The sequence below is a fragment of the Massilia sp. 9096 genome (assembly GCF_000745265.1).
GTDB lineage: Bacteria > Pseudomonadota > Gammaproteobacteria > Burkholderiales > Burkholderiaceae_D > Telluria.
In genome coordinates this window covers 4,029,476-4,051,329 of sequence record NZ_JQNN01000001.1, presented here as the reverse complement: position 1 = coordinate 4,051,329, position 21,854 = coordinate 4,029,476, and the positions used below count along the sequence as shown (strand labels likewise).

The window sequence follows — 21,854 nt, the reverse complement described above, 5'->3', positions numbered from 1 at the left end:
CGCGCTTACACCGCCAGATCGACCCAGCGCGACCCGGCTTCATCGCTGGCCAGCACCGCATCGATGAACTTCATGCCGGCGACACCATCGACCACCGTCGGCAGCCACGCACTCGCCGCCGGCACCGGCAACCCGGCATTCACGGCATGGATTTGCGCGGCCGCGTCGCGGTACAGCTGCGCGAACGCTTCCAGGTAGCCTTCCGGATGCCCGCTCGGCACACGTGTCGCCGCTTCCGCTGCGGCGCCGCGCACCCGTCCGCGCGTCAGCCGTTGCGCGCTGCCACCCTGTGGCGTCAGCCACAACTCGTTTGGATTCTCCTGGTCGAACGCCAGGCTGGCCTTGGTGCCGAACACGCGCAGCTTGAGCCCGTTCTCGCAGCCGGTCGCCATCTGGCTGGCCCACAACATACCGCGCGCGCCGTTCGGATAGCGCAGCATCACCTGCACATGGTCGTCCAAGATGCGGTTCGGCGTGAACGAGTGCAGCTCGGCCATGATCTGGTTCGGCTGGATGCCACTGACGAAGCCGGCGATCTGAAAGGCATGCGTGCCGATGTCGCCCGTGCAGCCGGTCGGCCCGGCGCGCTTCGGATCGTTGTGCCAGTTGGTCGACTGGAACTCGGCCGCTTGATTGTCCGCTTCCGCCATCCAGTCCTGCGCATACTCGACGTGCACCAGGCGCACGTCGCCGATCGCGCCGGATTCGACCAGCTCGCGCGCATGGCGCACCATCGGGTAGCCGGTGTACGTGTGCGTGAGCGCGAACACGCGCTGGCGCGCGTGCGCGAGGTCGGCCAGCGCCTGCCCCTCGGCCAGCGAGATCCCCAAAGGCTTGTCGCAGATGACGTGGATGCCGGCCTCCAGGAAGGCGGTCGCCACCGGCGCATGCAGGTGGTTCGGCGTGACGATCGCCACCACGTCGATGCCGTCTTCGCGCGCCGCTTCCAGCCGCGCCATCGTGCGATAGTCGCTGTAGACGCGATCGGAAGAGAGTCCGATCGCCGCACCGCTGCGCTGCGCGCGCTCCGCGTCGCTCGATAGCGCACCGGCCACCACCTCGTAACAATCGTCGAGGCGTGCGGCGATGCGGTGCACCGCGCCGATGAAGGCGCCGTCGCCGCCGCCCACCATCCCCAGGCGCAGCTTGCGGCCCGCGCCAGTGCCGCCGCTGTTGGCCCCGATCGCACTCATGCCGGGATCCCCATCAGCTTGCGCAGCTGTTCACGGTCGGCGCCGCTGCCGGCGAAGTCGTCGAAGGCGCGCTCGGACACGCGGATGATGTGGCGGCGGATGAAGTCGGCGCCTTCGCGCGCGCCGTCTTCCGGATGCTTGAGGCAGCACTCCCATTCGAGCACGGCCCAGCCGGCGTAGTCGTACTGCGCCATCTTCGAGAAGATCGAGGTGAAGTCGATCTGGCCGTCGCCCAGCGAGCGGAAGCGCCCCGCGCGCTCGAGCCAGCCGCTGTAGCCCCCGTACACACCCTGGCGGCCGTTCGGGCGGAACTCGGCATCCTTCACGTGGAAGGCCTTGATGCGCTCATGGTAGATGTCGATGAATTCCAGGTAGTCGAGCTGCTGCAGCACGAAGTGGCTCGGGTCGTAAAGGATGTTGGCGCGCGGGTGGTTGCCGACCGCCTCCAGGAAGCGCTCGAAGGTCACGCCGTCGTGCAGGTCTTCGCCCGGGTGCAGCTCGTAGCAGACGTCGACGCCGGCATCGTCGAACGTGTCCAGGATCGGCTTCCAGCGTCGTGCCAGCTCGCCGAACGCCTCCTCGACCAGGCCGGCCGGGCGCTGCGGCCACGGGTACAGGTAGGGCCAGGCCAGCGCGCCCGAAAAGCTCGCGTGCGTGGTGACGCCCAAGCGGCGCGAGGCCTTGGCGGCCGCCTTGACCTGGCCGACCGCCCACTCCTGGCGCGCCTGCGGATTGCCGCGCACTTCGGGCGCCGCGAAGCCGTCGAACAGCTGGTCGTAGGCCGGATGCACGGCCACCAGCTGGCCCTGCAGGTGGGTCGACAGCTCGGTCAGCGCGACGCCGTTCTCGGCCAGCACACCGTTGATCTCGTCGCAGTAGGTCTGGCTGTCGGCCGCGATATCGAGGTCGATCAGGCGCTTGTCGGTGGGCAGCTGGATGCCCTCGTAACCGAGGCTCCTGGCCCAGCCGGCCAGGTTGGCCAGCGTGTCGAACGGTGCGTCCTTGCCCATGAACTGGGCGAGGAAGATCGCCGGTCCCTTGATGGTCTTCATGCGTTTCCTTTAATTCGATGATCAGTAGGCGTAATCAATAGGGTGAATCAGGGAAGTAGAACTGCTTGGCGTTGTCGCGCGTGATCAGCACCGACGGCACGATCGTCTTCGGGGGCAGGGCCTGGCCCTTCAGGCGCGCGTTGGCCGTCATCTTGATGGCGTCGTAGATGAACTTGGGCGAGTACGACACGTCGGCCTGCACCAGCTTGTCGGCATCAAGAATACGCTTGACCGCCAGCTTGGCGCCGCCGCCGCCGAACACTTCCTTGATGTCGGTGCGCTTGGCCTGTTCGATCGCCTTGAGCACGCCGATCGCCATGTCGTCGTCGGCAGCCCAGACCGCGTCGATCTGCCTGAAGCGGGTCAGGTAATCCTGCATGACCTTGAAAGCGTCGTCGCGGTTCCAGTTGCCGTACTTCGCGTCGAGCACCTTGATCCCCGGGGTCTTCCTGATCTCGTCGTTGAAGGCGTTCACGCGCTCGTTGTCGATCGTGCTCGGCATGCCGCGCAGGACCACGACGTTGCCCTTGCCGTTCAACTGCTTGGCCAGGTAGCCCGCAGCCAGGCGGCCAAACGCCCCGTTGTCGCCCGCGACATACGCGTTCTGCGCCGCCGGATTGGTGAGACCGCGGTCGACCACGGTCACGTACACGCCCTTGTTCTTCACCTGTGCCGCCGGCTGGGTCAGCGATGCCGATTCGAGCGGCAGCAGCACCAGCGCGTTCATCTTGTTCACCACCAGCAGGTCCTGCACCTGGTTGGCCTGCTCGGGCGTGCTGCCGGCAGCCTTGATGATGACTTTCATGCCGGGGTTGGCCGCTTCCAGCTCGCGCTTGGCCTGGTTGGCCCAATAGACGATGCCGGCGGTGAAGCCGTGGGTCGCGGTCGGAATCGCGACGCCGAGCGTGAGTGGAGCAGGGGCGGCGGCGAACGCCGGGCCGGCGCCAAGGGCGAGGGCGCATGCGGCGATCAAAGCCGAGCGCCGCGTGAAAGAGGAAGATGAACGCATACGGATTTCCTGGTCAAAGAATAAAAAATCAGCGGCGGCCGCGCTGCAGGTAGGCCACGGCGATGATCACCACGCCCTGCACCGCCGGATTCAGGTGCACGCTGATGATGCTGGTGAGGTTGAGGATGTTGCCGATCACGGACAGCAGGATCGCGCCGATCACGGTGCCCATCACGCGGCCCGCGCCGCCGCGCAGCGAGGTGCCGCCGACGACGACCGCGGCGATCGCTTCCAGTTCCCACAGGATGCCGGTGGTCGGCGTGGCCGAGCCCAGGCGCGGCACGTACAGGATGGTGGCGATCGCCACGCACACGCCCAGCAGCAGGTAGGTCAGCACTTTTACGCGGTCGACGCGGATCGCGGCATAGCGCGCCACCTGCTCGTTCGAGCCGATCGCCTGCACGTGCTGGCCGTAAGCGGTGCGGTTCAGGATCACGGCGCCGCCAATCGCGACCAGCGCGAACACCCACACCGGGATCGGCACCCCAAGCACGCTCTGGTAGTACACCGGGCCATACGATTCGGACAGGTTGAAATCGAGGCTCAGCGCACCGCCGTCGGCCAGCCAGGTCAGCACCGCGCGGAAGATGCCGAGCGTGCCGAGCGTGACGATGAAGGCTTCGATGCGCCCGCGCGAGATCAACAGGCCGTGCGCGGTGCCGAACAGCGCGCCCAGCGCCAGCGCCAGCGCGACGCCGACCAGAATCACCGCCGGCGCCGCCATCGGATGCGCACCCGCGACCAGCGCGTTCATCGCCACGATCATCACGCCGGCGATCAGCGCCGCCATCGAGCCGACCGACAAGTCGATGCCGCCCGAGACGATCACGAAGGTCATGCCGACCGCGATGATGCCGATGAAGGCGGTGCGGGTCAGCACGTTCATCATGTTGTCGAGCGTGGCGAAATCCGGGTTGAGCAGGGCGCCGGCGATGCACAGCAGGACCAGCGCGATGACCGGCCCGATGCCCTTCAGGCGTTCGAGCCCCGCCAGGGAAGCGGCGCTCTTGTTGGGCTTACTGGTGGGTGTCGGTTGCATGGGCGATCAGGTTTTCTTCGTTGAGTTGGTCGGGGCCGAGCACGGCCTGCAGGCGGCCGCCGTGCAGCACCGCCACCCGGTGGGCCAGGCCGATCAGTTCGATCAGTTCGGACGAGATGACGACCACCGCACGGCCTTCACTGGCCAGGCGGTGGACTAGAGAATAGATGTCGCGCTTGGCGCCGACGTCGACGCCGCGCGTCGGCTCGTCCAGCACCACCACGCGCGGGTCGGAATGCAGGTACTTGGCCAGCGCCAGCTTCTGCTGGTTGCCGCCCGAGAGCGAGCGCGCAGCGCAGTCCGGATCGCGCAGGCGGATGCCGAAGTCGGCGATGGCCTTGTCGAGCGCGGCGCGGCCGCCCTTGATGTCGAGCCAGGGGCGGGCGTCGCGCTCGAGCGTCATCATCGTCAGGTTTTGGCGCAGGCCGAGGTCGACGTGCAGGCCCTTGCCCTTGCGGTCTTCGCTCAGGTAGGTCAGGCCCAGGCGCATGGCGTCGCGCGGATTGCGGATGATGACGGGTTGGCCGTCGATCTCGACCGCGCCGCCGCTGCGCGGACGCAAGCCGAGGATGGCCTCGAAGGCTTCGGTGCGGCCGGCGCCGACCAGGCCGGCGAAGCCGAGGATCTCGCCGGCGCGCACCTCGAACGACAGGGCCTCGATCCAGCCCGGCACCTCGAGGTTCGATACCCTTAATCGCACCGGCGCGTCGGGCGCGACGAAGCGCTTGGGCTGGAACATGTCGGACACGTCGCGGCCGACCATCAGGTTGGCCATCTGCTGGCGGTTGACGTCCGCCGTATGCGCGCGCGTGACGAATTTACCGTCGCGCATGACGACGACTTCATCGGTGTGCGCTTCCATCTCGTCGAGCTTGTGCGAGATGTAGACGATGGTGACGCCTTCGCGCTTCAGGCGCGCCATCAGCGCGAACAGTTTTCTGGTTTCGCCCGGCGACAGGCTGGCGGTCGGCTCGTCCATGATCAGCAGGCGCGCCTGGCGCGACAGCGCCTTGGCGATTTCGACCAGCTGCTTTTTCGGCGACGATCAGGTCGGCCACGCGCGTGCCTGGATCGACGTCCAGTCCGACCTGTTCGAGGTAAGCTGCCGCCTCGCGCAGCATGGCGCGCTTGTCCAGCAGGCCCCCGCGGGTCTTTTCGTGGCCGAGGAAGATGTTCTGGGCGATGCTCAGGTGCTCGGCCAGGTTGAACTCCTGGTGGATCAGCGCGATGCCCATGCTTTCCGCGTCGCGTGCGTCGGCGAAGTGGCGCTCGGCGCCGTCGACGATCAATTGGCCGCCGCTGGGACGCTCGTAGCCGGCCAGGATCTTCATCAGCGTGGACTTGCCGGCGCCGTTCTCGCCGAGCAGGCCGACCACGCGCCCCGGCTCCAGCGCGAAGTCGACCCCGTGCAGCACGCGCACCGGGCCGAAGTCCTTGACGATGTGGTTGAAGCGGACGGACAGGCTCATATCAATCGTCGTGTCAGCGCGCCGCCGGATTGGCCAGCACCGCCTGCAAGCCTTTCATGGACGCCGCCACCGTCTCGAGCTGGCCCATCCCGTTCGGGTACTCTTCCTGCTCGATGATGATCCAGTCGGTGCCGCCGACCTGGCGCACCGCGCGCGTCAGGGCCACCCAGTCGGTCTTGTCCTGGCCGATGATCGGGGCGCCGTCCGTCGAGCCCTGCACCAGCTTGGCCTTGAAGTGGGTGGTGCGGGTACGGCCCGGGTAGGTCCTGGTGTAGGCCACCGGGTCCTTGCCGGCATAGGTGGTCCAGCCGACGTCCTGCTGCATGATCGCCACCGAGGGCGTGCCGTGCGCGATCACGTCCCACGGCGTCTTGCCGACCGGACCCGCCATCTCCTGCGCATGGTTGTGGTAGCCGATGCGCATGCCCTTGGCGGCCAGCCTGGTCGATAGCTCGGTGAGCTCCTTGCTCATCTGCGCGCTCTGCTCGGTACTGGCGCCGCGCTTGTCCATCGAGATCACCAGGTTCGAGCACCCCAGCGTCTTGTAGAACGCGGTGGTGGTTTCAAAACTCGCGCCCTCGAGCTGGTCGAAGTGCATGTGGGCGCCGGCGCACTGCAGGTGGTGCTTGTCCATGAAGGCCTTCAGGCCGGCCGGGTTGTCCTTGTACGGACCGAACTCGCCGGCGAACTCCACGCCCTGGAAGCCGAGCTGGCCGATCTTCGTCATCGTGCCCTCGAAGTCCTGCTTGATCTCGTCCTTGACCGACCACAGTTGCAAACCGACGCGCGGATCGGTCGGCGCGGCGTGCGCCTGCAGCGAGGCGGCGCCGGCGCCCAAAGCGGCGGCCAGCAGGGCCAGGCGTTTCAGATTGTTGTTCATCGTGTCTCCGGTATTCGATGTTTTATTAGATGGTGCCGGCCTTCATCTGGTCGACCGCATACGCGCAGGCGCGCGCGGTCAGCGCCATGAAGGTCAGCGAAGGGTTTTGCCAGGCGCTGGACGCCATCGAGGCGCCGTCGGTGACGAACAGGTTCGGCACGTCGTGGGCCTGGTTGTGGCCGTTGAGGATCGAGGTCTTCGGATCGCGCCCCATGCGCGCCGTGCCGACTTCGTGGATCGCCAGGCCCGGCGGATATTCCTGGTCGGTCGCGATGGTCGCCTTGATGTCCTTGACGCCCAGGTACTCGAGGATGTTGGCGGCGGAGTCGGCCATGTCCTGGCGCATCCGGTGGTCGTTGTCGCCGTGGGTGACGTCGATGTGCAGCAGCGGCATGCCCCACTTGTCGGTCTTGGTCGGGTGCAGGCTGACCATGTTCTCGTAGCGCGGCAGCATCTCGCCCTGGCCGTACAGGTTGAAGTGCCAGGGCCCCGGCTTTCGCAGCATGGCCTTGAAGTCCTTGCCGAAGCCAGGCTTTCCGGCAGCCGACTGCCAGCCCTCGCGCGACGCGCCGCCGCCGAAGGCGTAGCCGCGCACGAAGTCCGGGTGCTTGTCGACCACGTTGCGAAAGCGCGGGATGTAAGCGCCGGTCGGGCGCCGGCCCTGGTAGTAATCGTCCTCGAAGCCCTCGACGCGGCCGGAAGCGCCGGCCGACCACAGGTGGTCCATCAGGTAGTGCCCGAGCACGCCGGAGGAGTTGGCCAGGCCGTTCGGGAAGGCCGCGGACTTGGAGTTGAGCAGCACCGCGGTCGAGCCCAGCGTCGAGGCGCACAGCAGCACAACGCGCGCGTGGTACTCGCGCGTGTCGCGGGTTTCTGCATCGATCACGCGCACCCCGGTCGCGCGGTTGGTCTTCGGATCGTACAGCACGCTGTGCACGATGCTGTTGGTGGCGATGCGCAGGCGCCCGGTCGCGATCGCGGCCGGCAGCGTCGAGCTCTGGGTCGAGAAATACGCGCCGAACGAACAGCCGCGCTGGCACTCGCTGCGCGCCTGGCACTGGGCGCGGCCCTGGGCCAGCTGGGCTTCGCTCGGCCGGGTCAGGTTGGCGGTGCGGCCGATGATCATGCGCGCCGGCGCGTACTTGGCGTCGAACTTCTGCTTCATCGCCTGTTCGACCGTGTTGAACTCGAACGGCGGCAGGAACTCGCCATCGGGCAGCACGGCCATGCCTTCCTTGCTGCCGGAGACGCCGATGTGGCGCTCGACGTGGCTGTACCAGGGCGCCAGGTCGGCGTAGCGGATCGGCCAGTCGGTGCCATGGCCATCTTTCAGGTTCGCTTCGAAATCGAGGTCGCTCCAGCGGTAGGACTGGCGCGCCCACATCAGCGACTTGCCGCCCACCTGGTTACCCCGGATCCAGCTGAACGGGCGCCCGTCCGGCGTGGAGTAGGGCATGTCGCGGTCGTTGTTCCAGAACTGCTTGGTGTGCTCGTCGAAGGCGTAGCACTGGCGCTGGATCGGGAACTGCTCCTGCGCGATCTTTTCGTCGACCTTGCCGCGGTTGGGCATGGTCCACTCGGCGTGGTTCTCGCCGATGTAGTCGACGCCGTGTTCGACCGGGCGGCCGCGTTCCACCATCAGCACCTTGAGGCCGCGTTCGGTGAGTTCCTTGGCGGCCCAGCCGCCGGTGATGCCCGAGCCGACCACGATCGCGTCGAAGCGCTCGGGGCTGCTCTTGATATAAAACGATGAGACCGGTTCCATTGCGGGGTTCTTCCTCTATCGGCTAGATGGCCCAGGTGCGGGTGGACGGGGTGACCTTGACGTTGCCTTTGTAGCCGCCGGGGATCGGGAGGTAAGCCAGCTCCTGCGTGGCGCCGGGTTCGGAGGTGTAGTAGGCGAACGCGACATACCCCTTCAGCTGGCGGAAGAAATGCATGTCGCCCGCCGTGAAGGGTGCCGTCCCGTTGTCGAGCGCCTGCAGCAGCGCGACCTGGCGGGTCGGCGGCAGGCTGGCGAAACGCTGGCCTGCCTGCGCCTTGGCCACCGCGTCGATGCGCGCGAGGCCGGTGCGAAACGCCGCCTGGGCCGGCGCCGGCGTGCACACGGCCAGCAGGTGGTCGACGGTGCGCGGGGCGCCGGCCGCCAGCGCGCCCGGGGTGTCGGTCTGCGGGATGATCAGGTCGGCCAGCACGGCCGTCTGCGCCAGTTCATCGGGCGTCAGCCATTCGGGACGCGCGTCCGCACCGGATGCGGTTTTGGGCGCGGCCACGGCGGCCAGGACGTCGCCGCCCAAGGCCAGCCCGCACAGGGCGCCCAGGCGCAGCAGGGCCTGGCGGCGCGCGCTATCTACAGTGATTGACATGCCTCTCCTCCAAGAAAGACGACAGGGAATCGGTGCGCGGGCGTGTCAGGCCGCGGCCGAGGTGCGGCGCCGGGTGCCGCCTGACCGGCTGGCCAGCGACAGCAGATATTGTTTGGGTGTGATCCCGACGACGCTGCGGAACTGCTTGGTGAAATAACTCTGGCCGCCGAATCCCGTCTCCACCGCCACGCGCGCGATGCTGCTCGCGGTGGGCAGCATGCGGCAGGCTTCGTGCACTTTCATGTGCAGGATGTATTGCTTGGGCGTGAGCGAGAAATGCTGCTTGAATTTGCGCTCGAAGGTCGACAGCGACATGCAGGACAGCTTCGCCAGATGATCGATGCCGATGTTTTCCATCAGGTGCTCTTGCAGGTATTCGATGCAGGCCTTGAATTCGTGGAAGGGCGCGATCGTGTCCTGCGAGCGGCGCGCATCGCGCGAAAACCCTTCGATGCCGACGATATCGCCGTCCCGGTTGCGGATCGGCGCCTTGGTCGTGAACAGCCAGGTCAATTCGCCATTGCCGCTGTCGATCACCTCCAGCTTGTTCTTGACCGTGACGCCGGTATTGATCACTTCCAGATCGTCGGCGCGGATGCGGTCGGCGATGTCGCGCCGGAAGAAATCGTGGTCGGTCTTGCCGAGGATGTCGTTGACGTTGGCAAGCTTGTTCTGTTCCTGCAGCAGACGATTGCCCCAGACGAACTGGCCGGCGGTGTTCTTCGCAAAGTAATAGGTATCGGAGAGGGTATCGAACAGCGTGCTGGGCGTGGAGATGCCGTGGTCGTCGAAAAAGCTCGCACAGGCTTTATAGGCCGCCGCATGCGCCAGACGTGCCTGGCTGCTGTCCCGCTGGTCTTTTTCCGAACCGTGGGCGACGACCATGCCCATGCCGATGATCAGTGTGCTCATCCCGCGTTGCCTCCGTCTCCTTGACGGGAACTCTAAAAACGCAGTGGTTTTCGGTTCCCTTATGCAGTGATATTAGCATTCGGAAAAGTTGGCCCATGTCAGGAAATCGGAAAAATTTATAACGAATTCGGCAAGCTGGTCCGCGCTGATAGCCTTGCCAAATGCGCCATGCTAGATTGAGCGCGGCCCGCAAAGACGGGTTACCACACCATGGAGATACCCAATGACCTGCTTGAGCCGCCTCGCCCGATTGGGCGTGTTGAGTGCTGTTTTCGCGCTGAACGCACCGTTGCATGCCGCCGACAATGGATGGACCCCGCTTTTCAACGGCAAGGATTTGTCGGGCTGGAGCACCTGGATCACCATGCAGCCACCGGTCGACAACATGAAGGTGCCGACCTCGGTGCGCGGCTTGAATACGGATCCTCTCAAGGTTGTCACGGTCGTCGACGGCATGCTGCGGGTGTCCGGCGAGGAGTGGGGCGCGGTCTCGACGACTGGAGAATATGAAAATTTCCACCTGAAGTTCGATTTCAAGTGGGGTGAAAAGAAATGGGCGCCGCGCCTGAGCATCGCGCGCGACAGCGGCATGCTGTATTACGCAACCGGTCCGGCGGGCGCGCAGGACGGTAACTGGATGCGCAGCCACGAATTCCAGCTGCAGGAGGGGTTCTGTGGCGATTACTACAGCCTTGACCACGTGATGGTCGACGCCCACGCCGGCGACGCCAACCAGGGCAACTGGAAGTTCCATCGCTACGATGCTTCGATGCCCCTGGTCACCGACCTCCAGACGCGCATCCTCAGGCAGGGCAATTACGAGAAACCGTCGGGTGAATGGAATACGATGGAAATCATCGCCGATGGGAAAACGCTGATCCACATCGTCAACGGCCATGAGGTGCTGCGGATGGAGAACTCGCGCCAGGTGGTCGATGGCAAAGCGGTGCCGCTCACGCGCGGCAAGTTTTCGATCCAGTCGGAAGGATCGGAAGCGTTTTTCCGCAATATCGAAATCAAGCCCTTGAGCGGTCCGGCCAGCGCGGAGAAATTCTGAGGCCAGGCTTAATGTGGTTTTATGCCACTTGCATGGGTGTGCTCATGTTTGCTATAGTTCGTCTCCTGCTTCTGCAGCGCACGAAATGTTTAACGGAAACAAGGGGTTAAACTTGCTTGATCGAAAAGATCGAGTGCACTGCAGAAAACGAAGGGGTTGACGAGTAACGCGAAACACTGCATAATCTCATTCCTCTGCTGCTGACGAACAAAACGATTCGCACAACGCAGCAAGGCAGTACAGAACACAGTTCTTTAACAATAAACAGTCGATAAGTGTGGGCGTTTGATGAGGTGCCGGCAGTCGCGTAAGTGGCTGCTGAATACTTAAATTATCAAATGTTCACGCAAAAGAAATACGTTGTCTCAGCAATGAGGCGACGGTCAGTATTTTGAGTGGGCGACTCTGCTAGCAATAGCAGATGACACGAAAGTGTCGCAAACAGAGATTGAACTGAAGAGTTTGATCCTGGCTCAGATTGAACGCTGGCGGCATGCTTTACACATGCAAGTCGAACGGCAGCGCGGGGCAACCTGGCGGCGAGTGGCGAACGGGTGAGTAATATATCGGAACGTACCCAGAAGTGGGGGATAACGTAGCGAAAGTTACGCTAATACCGCATACGATCTACGGATGAAAGTGGGGGACCTTCGGGCCTCATGCTTTTGGAGCGGCCGATATCTGATTAGCTAGTTGGTGAGGTAAAGGCTCACCAAGGCGACGATCAGTAGCTGGTCTGAGAGGACGACCAGCCACACTGGGACTGAGACACGGCCCAGACTCCTACGGGAGGCAGCAGTGGGGAATTTTGGACAATGGGCGCAAGCCTGATCCAGCAATGCCGCGTGAGTGAAGAAGGCCTTCGGGTTGTAAAGCTCTTTTGTCAGGGAAGAAACGGCCTGGGTTAATACCTTGGGCTAATGACGGTACCTGAAGAATAAGCACCGGCTAACTACGTGCCAGCAGCCGCGGTAATACGTAGGGTGCAAGCGTTAATCGGAATTACTGGGCGTAAAGCGTGCGCAGGCGGTTTTGTAAGTCTGACGTGAAATCCCCGGGCTTAACCTGGGAATTGCGTTGGAGACTGCAAGGCTGGAGTCTGGCAGAGGGGGGTAGAATTCCACGTGTAGCAGTGAAATGCGTAGAGATGTGGAGGAACACCGATGGCGAAGGCAGCCCCCTGGGTCAAGACTGACGCTCATGCACGAAAGCGTGGGGAGCAAACAGGATTAGATACCCTGGTAGTCCACGCCCTAAACGATGTCTACTAGTTGTCGGGTCTTAATTGACTTGGTAACGCAGCTAACGCGTGAAGTAGACCGCCTGGGGAGTACGGTCGCAAGATTAAAACTCAAAGGAATTGACGGGGACCCGCACAAGCGGTGGATGATGTGGATTAATTCGATGCAACGCGAAAAACCTTACCTACCCTTGACATGTCAGGAAGTCTGGAGAGATCCGGGTGTGCCCGAAAGGGAACCTGAACACAGGTGCTGCATGGCTGTCGTCAGCTCGTGTCGTGAGATGTTGGGTTAAGTCCCGCAACGAGCGCAACCCTTGTCATTAGTTGCTACGAAAGGGCACTCTAATGAGACTGCCGGTGACAAACCGGAGGAAGGTGGGGATGACGTCAAGTCCTCATGGCCCTTATGGGTAGGGCTTCACACGTCATACAATGGTACATACAGAGGGCCGCCAACCCGCGAGGGGGAGCTAATCCCAGAAAGTGTATCGTAGTCCGGATCGCAGTCTGCAACTCGACTGCGTGAAGTTGGAATCGCTAGTAATCGCGGATCAGCATGTCGCGGTGAATACGTTCCCGGGTCTTGTACACACCGCCCGTCACACCATGGGAGCGGGTTTTACCAGAAGTAGGTAGCTTAACCGCAAGGAGGGCGCTTACCACGGTAGGATTCGTGACTGGGGTGAAGTCGTAACAAGGTAGCCGTATCGGAAGGTGCGGCTGGATCACCTCCTTTCTAGAGTGGCACCTGGGCTAACGCTCAGCATCAAGCGCCTACGCTTATCGGCTGTTGAACAGAGAGAACAGTTTTCGGGGCTGTAGCTCAGCTGGTTAGAGCACCGTGTTGATAACGCGGGGGTCGTTGGTTCGAGTCCAACCAGCCCTACCAAGCCCCTTTCAAACGAAAGTAAAAACCTACTTTCGTTTGGAACTGCGTTAGCTAAAAATGCCCGGCAGAGCCGGATCATTTTTAGATGACAAAGGCGGCATGGGGGGATTAGCTCAGCTGGGAGAGCACCTGCTTTGCAAGCAGGGGGTCGTCGGTTCGATCCCGTCATCCTCCACCATCGACTGTTTCTACTACCTTTATCCAAGACATAACAAATTATTGTTCAGTCTTTGATAAGTGTAGTTCTCGTTCTTTAACAATCTGGAAGAAGTAAAGTTTTCTTTAAGCGTTCAATACATTGAAAGATGTAGTGAACACTTAGGGTAGAAATCTGTATGTATCAAACAAAGTAAGCTGAATTTGATCTATGACGTTCCCTGACACTCATGCAGGGGCCAACGTTATAGGGACAAGTGAATAAGTGCACATGGTGGATGCCTTGGCGATTACAGGCGATGAAAGACGTTGTAGCCTGCGATAAGCTACGGGGAGCTGGCAAACGAGCTTTGATCCGTAGATGTCTGAATGGGGAAACCCGGCCTTTTAGGTCATCGCATACTGAATACATAGGTATGCGAAGCGAACGCGGCGAACTGAAACATCTAAGTAGCTGCAGGAAAAGAAATCAACCGAGATTCCCAAAGTAGTGGCGAGCGAAATGGGATGAGCCTGTACGTAATAGTCGAACAGATAGCAAAGTCCTCTGGAAATAGGAACCATAGTGGGTGATAGTCCCGTATGCGAAATCTGATCGGTGGTACTAAGCGTACGATAAGTAGGGCGGGACACGTGAAATCCTGTCTGAAGATGGGGGGACCATCCTCCAAGGCTAAATACTCGTAATCGACCGATAGTGAACCAGTACCGTGAGGGAAAGGCGAAAAGAACCCCGGGAGGGGAGTGAAATAGATCCTGAAACCGTGTGCATACAAACAGTCGGAGCCTCTTCGTGGGGTGACGGCGTACCTTTTGTATAATGGGTCAGCGACTTACATTCAGTGGCGAGGTTAACCAAATAGGGGAGCCGTAGAGAAATCGAGTCCGAACAGGGCGACAGTCGCTGGGTGTAGACCCGAAACCAGGTGATCTACCCATGGCCAGGATGAAGGTGCGGTAACACGCCCTGGAGGTCCGAACCCACTAATGTTGAAAAATTAGGGGATGAGCTGTGGGTAGGGGTGAAAGGCTAAACAAACCTGGAAATAGCTGGTTCTCTCCGAAAACTATTTAGGTAGTGCCTCAAGTATCACCATCGGGGGTAGAGCACTGTTATGGCTAGGGGGTCATTGCGACTTACCAAACCATTGCAAACTCCGAATACCGATGAGTGCGAGCTTGGGAGACAGACGTCGGGTGCTAACGTCCGGCGTCAAGAGGGAAACAACCCAGACCGCCAGCTAAGGTCCCAAAGATTGGCTAAGTGGAAAACGAAGTGGGAAGGCTAAAACAGTCAGGATGTTGGCTTAGAAGCAGCCATCATTTAAAGAAAGCGTAATAGCTCACTGATCGAGTCGTCCTGCGCGGAAGATGTAACGGGGCTAAGCCAGTCACCGAAGCTGCGGATATGCGTAAGCATATGGTAGGAGAGCGTTCTGTAAGCCTGCGAAGGTGTCTTGTGAAGGATGCTGGAGGTATCAGAAGTGCGAATGCTGACATGAGTAGCGATAAAGAGGGTGAAAAGCCCTCTCGCCGAAAGCCCAAGGTTTCCTGTTCAACGTTCATCGGAGCAGGGTGAGTCGGCCCCTAAGGCGAGGCAGAGATGCGTAGCTGATGGGAAGCAGGTTAATATTCCTGCACCGTCGTATGATGCGATGGGGGGACGGATCGCGGAAGGTTGTCCAACTGTTGGAATAGTTGGTTTTTGACTCATAGAAGGTGCTTAGGCAAATCCGGGCACGTGATTCAAGGGGTCGAGACGAGCGGCTTTAAGCTGCGAAGCAATCGGAAGTGGTTCCAAGAAAAGCCTCTAAGCTTCAGTCATACGAGACCGTACCGCAAACCGACACAGGTGGGCGAGATGAGTATTCTAAGGCGCTTGAGAGAACTCGGGAGAAGGAACTCGGCAAATTGGTACCGTAACTTCGGGAAAAGGTACGCCCCGGTAGCTTGATCACTTTACTGTGTGAGGGCGAAAGGGTTGCAATAAACTGGTGGCTGCGACTGTTTAATAAAAACACAGCACTCTGCAAACACGAAAGTGGACGTATAGGGTGTGACGCCTGCCCGGTGCTGGAAGATTAAATGATGGGGTGCAAGCTCTTGATTGAAGTCCCAGTAAACGGCGGCCGTAACTATAACGGTCCTAAGGTAGCGAAATTCCTTGTCGGGTAAGTTCCGACCTGCACGAATGGCGTAACGATGGCCACACTGTCTCCTCCCGAGACTCAGCGAAGTTGAAATGTTTGTGATGATGCAATCTACCCGCGGCTAGACGGAAAGACCCCATGAACCTTTACTGTAGCTTTGCATTGGACTTTGAACCAATCTGTGTAGGATAGGTGGGAGGCTTTGAAGCGGGGACGCCAGTTCTCGTGGAGCCAACCTTGAAATACCACCCTGGTTCGTTTGAGGTTCTAACCTTGGTCCGTAATCCGGATCGGGGACAGTGCATGGTAGGCAGTTTGACTGGGGCGGTCTCCTCCTAAAGTGTAACGGAGGAGTTCGAAGGTACGCTAGGTACGGTCGGACATCGTGCTAATAGTGCAATGGCATAAGCGTGCTTAACTGCGAGACCGACAAGTCGAGCAGGTACGAAAGTAGGACATAGTGATCCGGTGGTTCTGTATGGAAGGGCCATCGCTCAACGGATAAAAGGTACTCTGGGGATAACAGGCTGATTCCTCCCAAGAGTTCATATCGACGGGGGAGTTTGGCACCTCGATGTCGGCTCATCACATCCTGGGGCTGTAGCCGGTCCCAAGGGTATGGCTGTTCGCCATTTAAAGTGGTACGTGAGCTGGGTTTAAAACGTCGTGAGACAGTTTGGTCCCTATCTGCCGTGGGCGTTGGAAATTTGAAGGGGGCTGCTCCTAGTACGAGAGGACCGGAGTGGACGAACCTCTGGTGTACCGGTTGTCACGCCAGTGGCATTGCCGGGTAGCTAAGTTCGGAAGAGATAACCGCTGAAAGCATCTAAGCGGGAAACTCGCCTTGAGATGAGATTTCCCGGAGCCTTGAGCTCCTTGAAGGGTCGTTCGAGACCAGGACGTTGATAGGTCGGGTGTGGAAGTGCAGTAATGCATTAAGCTAACCGATACTAATTGCCCGTACGGCTTGTCCCTATAACCTTGGCAGTCATGCCAACGAGTTCAGCAGTTCGATACAACAGACAAAACAACTTCTTCCAGATTCAGGGCGGCGCCAAGCCAGCGCAAACGCGACGCCCGTACAAGTCATGCCTGATGACCATAGCAAGTCGGTACCACCCCTTCCCATCCCGAACAGGACCGTGAAACGACTTTGCGCCGATGATAGTGCTGCAACCAGTGTGAAAGTAGGTTATCGTCAGGCTAATTATTCGCAGAAGCCCGTCCAGTTGATACTGGGCGGGCTTTTTGCTTTCCAGGGCCGGAAACATACCTGACCCGTTCGTCCGTCGACCAAACGCAACTTGGGGCACAATGCACCTGTGCGTGTTGTCTAACCATTAAAAGCGAACGACATGAACGAACAGGTAGCAAGAAACGTAGTGCTGGTCCGCGCCATCGAAAGCGCCGACACCGAGCGTCAAATCCTCAGCGACGACGACCGCATGTATGCGAGCCGCAGCGCCCGCGAACTCGCCCAATGGTCGGCGTCCGACCAGAAATCGCCGGTCACGGTCGACCACTTCCTGCAGCACCGCGCCGAACAGATCCTGAAACGCCTTGCCGAGCGCACCCCGGCGCTCAAGAGCTGGCTGCAGCGGCGCACGCTGCTGCCTGCGCTCTCGATCCTGCTGCCGCTCGCCGCGCTCATCCTCGGCGCCGCCATCGACCACATCGCCGACCCGCACCGCATCGACCTGCTGTCCGCGCCGCTGTTGCTGATCGTCGGCTGGAACCTGCTGGTCTACCTGCTCCTGTTCATCTGGATGTTCGTGCCATCGCGCCGCGCCGGCTGGGTGAGCCCGGAGATGATGCGCCGCCTCAGCGTCGGCAAGGCCAGGCTGCCGCGCAAGCTGCCCGGCGCGCTGGCCGAGGCGCTGCGCCAGTACGCCGTCGATTGGACCGAGCTGTCCTGGCGTCTCACGCACGCGCGTCTCGCGCGCGCGATTCACCTGGCGGCGGCTGCTTTCGCCATCGGCGCCATCCTGTCGCTGTACGCGCGCGGCCTGATGACACAATATGCGGCCGGCTGGGAGAGCACGTTCCTCGATGCCGGCCAGGTCCACGCCCTGCTGTCCTGGCTGTTCGCGCCGGCCCTGGCCGTGTTCCCGATCCAGGGCTTCACGCTCGCCGACGTGCAGGCGCTGCGCTTCGTGCAGGAGCCGTCGCCAGCCGGCGGAGCGCGCTGGGTCCACCTGTATGCAGCCACGCTGTTTCTGCTGGTCGTCCTGCCGCGCCTGTTGTTGGCGGCATTCTCGGGCTGGCGTGCGTCGCGCCTGTCGCACCGCTTCGCGCTCGACCTGCAACAGCCGTATTACCGCACGCTGGCCGACCAGATCGGCATGGGCACGGGACCGACGCTGCTGCGCGTGCTGCCCTACAGTTTTACGCTCGACGAAACGCGCGATCGCGGCCTGTCCGCCGTGGCGGTCCGGATGTTCGGCGAGCAGGCGCGCGTGATGCTGCGTCCGCCCATTGCCTATGGCGACGATGCCCACACCGCCATGGCCGACCTGCGCAGCGGCGGCGAAGAAGACGGCACCGTCACCGCCGTCCTGTTCAACTTGTCCGCCACGCCGGAAAAGGAAAACCATGGCGTCTTCCTCGATGCCATCAAGCGCCAGCTGCCGGACGGCCTGCTCGTGCTGGTCGACAAATCCGGCATGCTCGAGCGCTCGCTGAACCCGGCCGGCGACGACGTGCGCGTGTCGGAGCGGATCGCCCTGTGGCGCCAGTTCTGCGCCTATTACGGCGTGCCGGTCAGCGTGGTCAACCTGCTGCAACCCGACAAATACCCGCTCGATCAGGACAGCGCCAAGGCCGTGACGGGAGCATGATGAACGCACCGGCCACGATCCAGTTCGCGCTCGTCTCGCACACCAACAACGGCAAGACGACGCTCGCGCGCACTCTGGTCGGCATCGATGTCGGCGAAGTGCGCGACGCCGCCCACGTCACCAGCTTCGCCGAAGCGCACCTGCTGCAGGAGACGCCGCACGGCGACCGCCTGCTGCTGTGGGATACGCCCGGCTTCGGCGACTCGGTCCGCCTGCTCAAGCGCTTGGCGATGGCCGGCAATCCGATCGGCTGGTTCCTGCGCGAGGTGTTCGACCGCTACCGCGACCGTCCGTTCTGGCTCAGCCAGCAAGCGCTGCGCGCGGCGCGCGATGAAGCCGACGTCATCCTCTACCTGGTCAATTCGAGCGAGCCGCCGCGCGACGCCGGCTATCTGCCGGCCGAGATGCGCATCCTCGAGTGGCTGGGCAAACCGGTGGTCGTCCTGCTGAACCAGCTCGGGCGGCCGCGCCCCTCGAGCGAAGAACAAGCCGAGCAGACGTTGTGGCGCCAGCATCTCGATCAGTATCCGATCGTGCGCCAGGTGCTCGCACTGGACGCGTTCGCGCGCTGCTGGGTGCACGAGCATGTCTTTTACGAAGCGATCGGCGCGCTGCTGCCGGACGCGAAACGGCCCGGCTATGGACGCCTGCTGGCCGCCTGGCGCGCGCATAACCTGCGCCGTTATCGAGCCTCGCTCGACGTGATCGCCGACCAGCTTGCAAACGCCGCACGCGACAGCCAAGCCGTGCCGGACGAGGAGGGCAGCCTGCTGCAGACGGCGATGAAGGCGATCCGTCTCGGTAAAAACGAAGCCAAACGCCAGGAAGCGGCGATGGCCCAGCTGGTCGAGCGCCTCGACACCGGCATCGCGCAGGCGACCACGCAGCTGCTGAAGCTGCACCGCCTCGATCCGGGCGAAGCCGGCCGCATCAACGCGCGCGTGCGCGACAATTTCAGCGTCCGCGCGCCGCTCGACAAGACCCAGGCCGGGCTGCTCGGCGCGGTGGTCTCGGGTGCGGCAACGGGGCTGGGCGCCGACCTGATGGCAGGCGGACTGACCCTCGGCGGCGGTGCGCTGCTGGGCGCCATCGTCGGCGCATTGACGATGGCCGGCGCCGCCTGGGGGTTCAATACCACGACCGACCGCAACCAGCCGAGCGTGCAGTTCGCGCCCGCCTTCCTGCGGACACTCCTGATCAGCAGCGTGCTGCGCTACCTGGCCGTCGCCCACTTCGGACGCGGACGCGGCAACTTCGTCGAAGGGGAGGCGCCGCCGTTCTGGCAGGCGGCGGTCGAGGATGCGGTGCAGATGCATTGCCCCGACCCGGAACGTTTGTGGCAGACCGTGCGCGCCGCGCCCGACCCGGCCGCAGCCGCCCAGGCCGTGACCGATACGCTTGCCAAGGTGATCGGCGCCGTCTTCGAACGCCTGTATCCGGGCGCGCGCGCCGTCATCGACGCGCGGCCCGAACCGCTTGATCAGAACGCGTAGCGCGCGCTGGCGCCGAGTACCCAGTTGCGCCCCGGCGCGCCTTCGTAATAGCGGCGGTTGCTGTCGCCGACGATGACCGAGCCGATATAGTCGCGGTCGAACAGGTTGTTCACCCGGCCATACGCTTTCAGGTGCCACGGGCCGAACTGCTGTTGCGCCTGCACGCGCAGGTTGGCGATCGCATAGCCGGGCGCGGGCTGCGCCTGGTTGGCGTCGTCCGGGTACATCTTGGTGTTGGCGACCGTCTCCAATGCCGCGCCAAAGTGTTCCAACGAATCCTTCCAGCCGAATTCGCCGTACAGGGTGGCGTTGGGCACGCCCGGCAGGCGGCTGCCCTCCAGCACATTCGTGAACGGCGCGTCATACACGGCGCGCAGCAGGGTCAGTGCGAGCCGGGCATTCCAGTTGCGCCACCATTGCGCGTCGGCCGCCACTTCCAGGCCCTGGCGCAGGGTCGAGCTGGCATTGCGGTAGCTGGTGCGGCCCGACGACGAACTGTCGACCACCAGCTCGTCGCTCGTCTTCACCTGGAACACGGCCGCGTTCACGCGCACCGCCTCGCCGAGGATCGCCTTGGCGCCCACCTCCAGGTGCGTGCTCTTGGCCGCCGCGAGCCCGAAATTGAAGCCGCCGCCGGTGCCGGAGTAAAACACCTCGTTCAGCGTCGGCGTCTCGAAGCCGCGCGCCGCGCTGGCGTACACGTTCAGATTCGGATTGATCTTGTACAGCGCGCCGAGCAGGGGTGTCGTGTGGCGGTAGTCGACGCTGCCGCTGTCGTTGCCATTGGCCAGATAGTGGTCTTCGACGTCGAAGCGCACCTGGCTGTAGCGCAGGCCGGCGGTCAGCAGCCAGCGGTCGATCTCCCACTCGAACTGCGCGTACGGGTCGGTGTTGTTGACGTCATCGGTCTCGTCGCGGCGCAGTTTGCCCTTCACGCCGAACTGGTTGCCGACGAAGTTCTCGTAGCCGGTGCGCGCATCGCTCGAGCGGCCGAGCTCCAGGCCGACCGTGGTGCGCAGCGTGCCGTCCAGCAGCGGGCGCGCCATATACCAGTTGGCGTCGATGCCTTCGAAGTCGCGGTCGAAGTCGACCACGCCGCCGGAACTGCCGGGCGGGGCCTGGAAGGCTTTCGAGAACGACTGGTACTGCACCACGTGGCGCTCGCCGCCGTACGCGGTGATGCGCAGCCGGTCGCCGCCGAAGCGCTGTTCCCAGGTCGCGCCGGCCTGCTCGTGGTCGATGCTTTTTCTCGTGTTGTAGCGGTCCGCCAGCGTGCGCTGCGGGTTTTGCGGATCGGTGGTGTCGGTCTCGCCGGCGCGCGGGTCGCGCTGCCAGGTAGCGTAGGTGACGCCGAGCGGATCCTGGGTGTCGTGCTGCGACAAGCCGCCCGCGACGATGGTCAGGCGGCTGTCCTTGGTCGGCGCGGTGACCAGCTTGGCGTAGCCCTGGTCGCGCCGGGCCGCGCTGTGGGCGCGGTAGCCATCGGTATCGAAGCGCGAGGCGTCGATCAGGTAGCCGAGACCGTCGCTGGTGCCGCTCGCGTTGACGTCGGTCTTGTGCATGCCGTAGCTGCCGCCGCTGACGTCGACGTCCACCGTCGGCGTCGCCGACGGATCGCGCGTAAAGAGCTGGATGACGCCGCCCGAGTGGTTGCCGTACAGCGCAGAGAAGGGACCGCGCAGCACCTCGATGCGGTCGGCCAGGTCGAGGTCGAACGTGGCGGCCTGGCCCTGGCCGTCGGGCATGGTGGCCGGGATGCCGTCGGCGATCAGGCGCACGCCGCGCACGCCGAACTGCGAGCGCGCACCGAAGCCGCGCGACGAGATCTGCAGGTCCTGCGCATAGTTCTGGCGGTTCTGGACCACCACGCCCGGCACCGCCGCCAGCGCTTCGGACGCGTTGACGCGCGGCTGGGCCGCGCCGATCTGGCTGGCATCGACCACGTCGACCGAAGCCGGCAGATCGAACGCCGCGTGCTCGGTGCGGCTGCCGGTCACCACGACCACGTTGGCGGGCGTGGCCGACGCGTCCTGGCCTTGGGCGAGCAACGGCGCCATGGCGGACAGCGCCGCGAGAACGTTCAAACCAAGAGCATGTCGTTTCATTATC

The 21,854-nt window shown here is 62.8% G+C and carries 12 protein-coding genes, 2 tRNA genes, 3 rRNA genes and 1 pseudogene; 8 read left to right on the top strand and 10 right to left on the bottom strand.

Translation table 11 applies throughout. The annotated features are described in order from the left end of the window. Positions 1-5: 5 nt before the first annotated feature. The 9 genes and pseudogenes from FA90_RS17500 to FA90_RS17460 form a co-directional block, all read right to left on the bottom strand. The gene (locus tag FA90_RS17500) at positions 6-1,193 is read right to left on the bottom strand and encodes a Gfo/Idh/MocA family protein (protein ID WP_239700795.1); all 1,188 of its coding nucleotides are present in this window, start codon (positions 1,191-1,193) and stop codon (positions 6-8) included. Next, positions 1,190-2,245, bottom strand: a complete 1,056-nt coding sequence (locus FA90_RS17495; RefSeq protein WP_036170845.1) for a sugar phosphate isomerase/epimerase — start codon at positions 2,243-2,245, stop codon at positions 1,190-1,192. Before FA90_RS17495 ends, FA90_RS17500 begins: the two co-directional genes overlap by 4 nt. Positions 2,246-2,279: 34 nt before the next feature. Then, on the bottom strand, positions 2,280-3,254 hold the full coding sequence (locus FA90_RS17490; protein WP_081933908.1) for a substrate-binding domain-containing protein: 975 nt from the start codon (positions 3,252-3,254) through the stop codon (positions 2,280-2,282). Between the two features lie 28 nt (positions 3,255-3,282). Continuing rightward, entirely contained in the window at positions 3,283-4,293 is a 1,011-nt protein-coding gene (locus FA90_RS17485) for an ABC transporter permease (protein ID WP_036170839.1), read from the bottom strand. Next, positions 4,271-5,762 (bottom strand): annotated as a pseudogene (locus tag FA90_RS17480) (sugar ABC transporter ATP-binding protein). The gene FA90_RS17485 and the pseudogene FA90_RS17480 overlap by 23 nt, the downstream one beginning before the upstream one ends. Positions 5,763-5,775: 13 nt before the next feature. Continuing rightward, complete coding sequence (locus tag FA90_RS17475) at positions 5,776-6,642, bottom strand: sugar phosphate isomerase/epimerase (RefSeq protein ID WP_036170823.1); 867 nt, start codon at positions 6,640-6,642, stop codon at positions 5,776-5,778. A gap of 25 nt (positions 6,643-6,667) precedes the next feature. Continuing rightward, entirely contained in the window at positions 6,668-8,407 is a 1,740-nt protein-coding gene (locus tag FA90_RS17470) for a GMC oxidoreductase (protein WP_036170820.1), read from the bottom strand. 22 nt (positions 8,408-8,429) lie between these two features. Then, complete coding sequence (locus FA90_RS17465) at positions 8,430-9,008, bottom strand: gluconate 2-dehydrogenase subunit 3 family protein (protein ID WP_036170816.1); 579 nt, start codon at positions 9,006-9,008, stop codon at positions 8,430-8,432. Positions 9,009-9,053: 45 nt separating this feature from the next. Further along, positions 9,054-9,920 (bottom strand): AraC family transcriptional regulator, encoded by an 867-nt coding sequence (locus FA90_RS17460; RefSeq protein WP_036170813.1) that lies wholly within the window; start codon positions 9,918-9,920, stop codon positions 9,054-9,056. 223 nt (positions 9,921-10,143) lie between these two features. On the opposite strand from FA90_RS17460, the gene FA90_RS17455 reads away from it, so the two are divergent. From FA90_RS17455 to FA90_RS17420, 8 genes are all read left to right on the top strand, one after another. Further along, positions 10,144-10,977 carry a DUF1080 domain-containing protein gene (locus FA90_RS17455; RefSeq protein WP_036170811.1) on the top strand — a complete coding sequence of 278 codons (834 nt, stop codon included), beginning with the start codon at positions 10,144-10,146 and terminating at the stop codon, positions 10,975-10,977. Positions 10,978-11,427: 450 nt separating this feature from the next. After that, positions 11,428-12,956 (top strand): 16S ribosomal RNA (locus tag FA90_RS17450). Positions 12,957-13,032: 76 nt separating this feature from the next. Beyond that, a tRNA-Ile gene (locus FA90_RS17445) sits at positions 13,033-13,109 on the top strand. 102 nt (positions 13,110-13,211) lie between these two features. Continuing rightward, positions 13,212-13,287: transfer RNA gene (locus FA90_RS17440), tRNA-Ala, on the top strand. Positions 13,288-13,516: 229 nt separating this feature from the next. After that, positions 13,517-16,390, top strand: a 23S ribosomal RNA gene (locus FA90_RS17435). Between the two features lie 116 nt (positions 16,391-16,506). Beyond that, positions 16,507-16,619: ribosomal RNA gene (gene rrf, locus FA90_RS17430) — 5S ribosomal RNA — on the top strand. The 16S, 23S and 5S rRNA genes sit together here with 2 tRNA genes alongside, the layout of an rRNA operon. A gap of 151 nt (positions 16,620-16,770) precedes the next feature. Further along, positions 16,771-18,252 (top strand): DUF2868 domain-containing protein, encoded by a 1,482-nt coding sequence (locus FA90_RS17425; RefSeq protein WP_036170808.1) that lies wholly within the window; start codon positions 16,771-16,773, stop codon positions 18,250-18,252. After that, positions 18,249-19,745 carry a DUF3482 domain-containing protein gene (locus FA90_RS17420; protein ID WP_051971889.1) on the top strand — a complete coding sequence of 499 codons (1,497 nt, stop codon included), beginning with the start codon at positions 18,249-18,251 and terminating at the stop codon, positions 19,743-19,745. The genes FA90_RS17425 and FA90_RS17420 overlap by 4 nt, the downstream gene beginning before the upstream one ends. On the opposite strand, the gene FA90_RS17415 is transcribed toward FA90_RS17420, so the two are convergent. After that, the gene (locus FA90_RS17415; protein ID WP_036170792.1) at positions 19,733-21,850 is read right to left on the bottom strand and encodes a TonB-dependent receptor; all 2,118 of its coding nucleotides are present in this window, start codon (positions 21,848-21,850) and stop codon (positions 19,733-19,735) included. The genes FA90_RS17420 and FA90_RS17415 overlap by 13 nt on opposite strands. Positions 21,851-21,854: the final 4 nt, after the last annotated feature.

Coding starts and splice junctions, on each gene's coding strand:
- FA90_RS17500 (WP_239700795.1), bottom strand. CDS start 1,193: ATGAGTGCGATCGGGGCCAACAGCGGCGGCACTGGCGCGGGCCGCAAG.
- FA90_RS17495 (WP_036170845.1), bottom strand. CDS start 2,245: ATGAAGACCATCAAGGGACCGGCGATCTTCCTCGCCCAGTTCATGGGC.
- FA90_RS17490 (WP_081933908.1), bottom strand. CDS start 3,254: ATGCGTTCATCTTCCTCTTTCACGCGGCGCTCGGCTTTGATCGCCGCA.
- FA90_RS17485 (WP_036170839.1), bottom strand. CDS start 4,293: ATGCAACCGACACCCACCAGTAAGCCCAACAAGAGCGCCGCTTCCCTG.
- FA90_RS17475 (WP_036170823.1), bottom strand. CDS start 6,642: ATGAACAACAATCTGAAACGCCTGGCCCTGCTGGCCGCCGCTTTGGGC.
- FA90_RS17470 (WP_036170820.1), bottom strand. CDS start 8,407: ATGGAACCGGTCTCATCGTTTTATATCAAGAGCAGCCCCGAGCGCTTC.
- FA90_RS17465 (WP_036170816.1), bottom strand. CDS start 9,008: ATGTCAATCACTGTAGATAGCGCGCGCCGCCAGGCCCTGCTGCGCCTG.
- FA90_RS17460 (WP_036170813.1), bottom strand. CDS start 9,920: ATGAGCACACTGATCATCGGCATGGGCATGGTCGTCGCCCACGGTTCG.
- FA90_RS17455 (WP_036170811.1), top strand. CDS start 10,144: ATGACCTGCTTGAGCCGCCTCGCCCGATTGGGCGTGTTGAGTGCTGTT.
- FA90_RS17425 (WP_036170808.1), top strand. CDS start 16,771: ATGAACGAACAGGTAGCAAGAAACGTAGTGCTGGTCCGCGCCATCGAA.
- FA90_RS17420 (WP_051971889.1), top strand. CDS start 18,249: ATGATGAACGCACCGGCCACGATCCAGTTCGCGCTCGTCTCGCACACC.
- FA90_RS17415 (WP_036170792.1), bottom strand. CDS start 21,850: ATGAAACGACATGCTCTTGGTTTGAACGTTCTCGCGGCGCTGTCCGCC.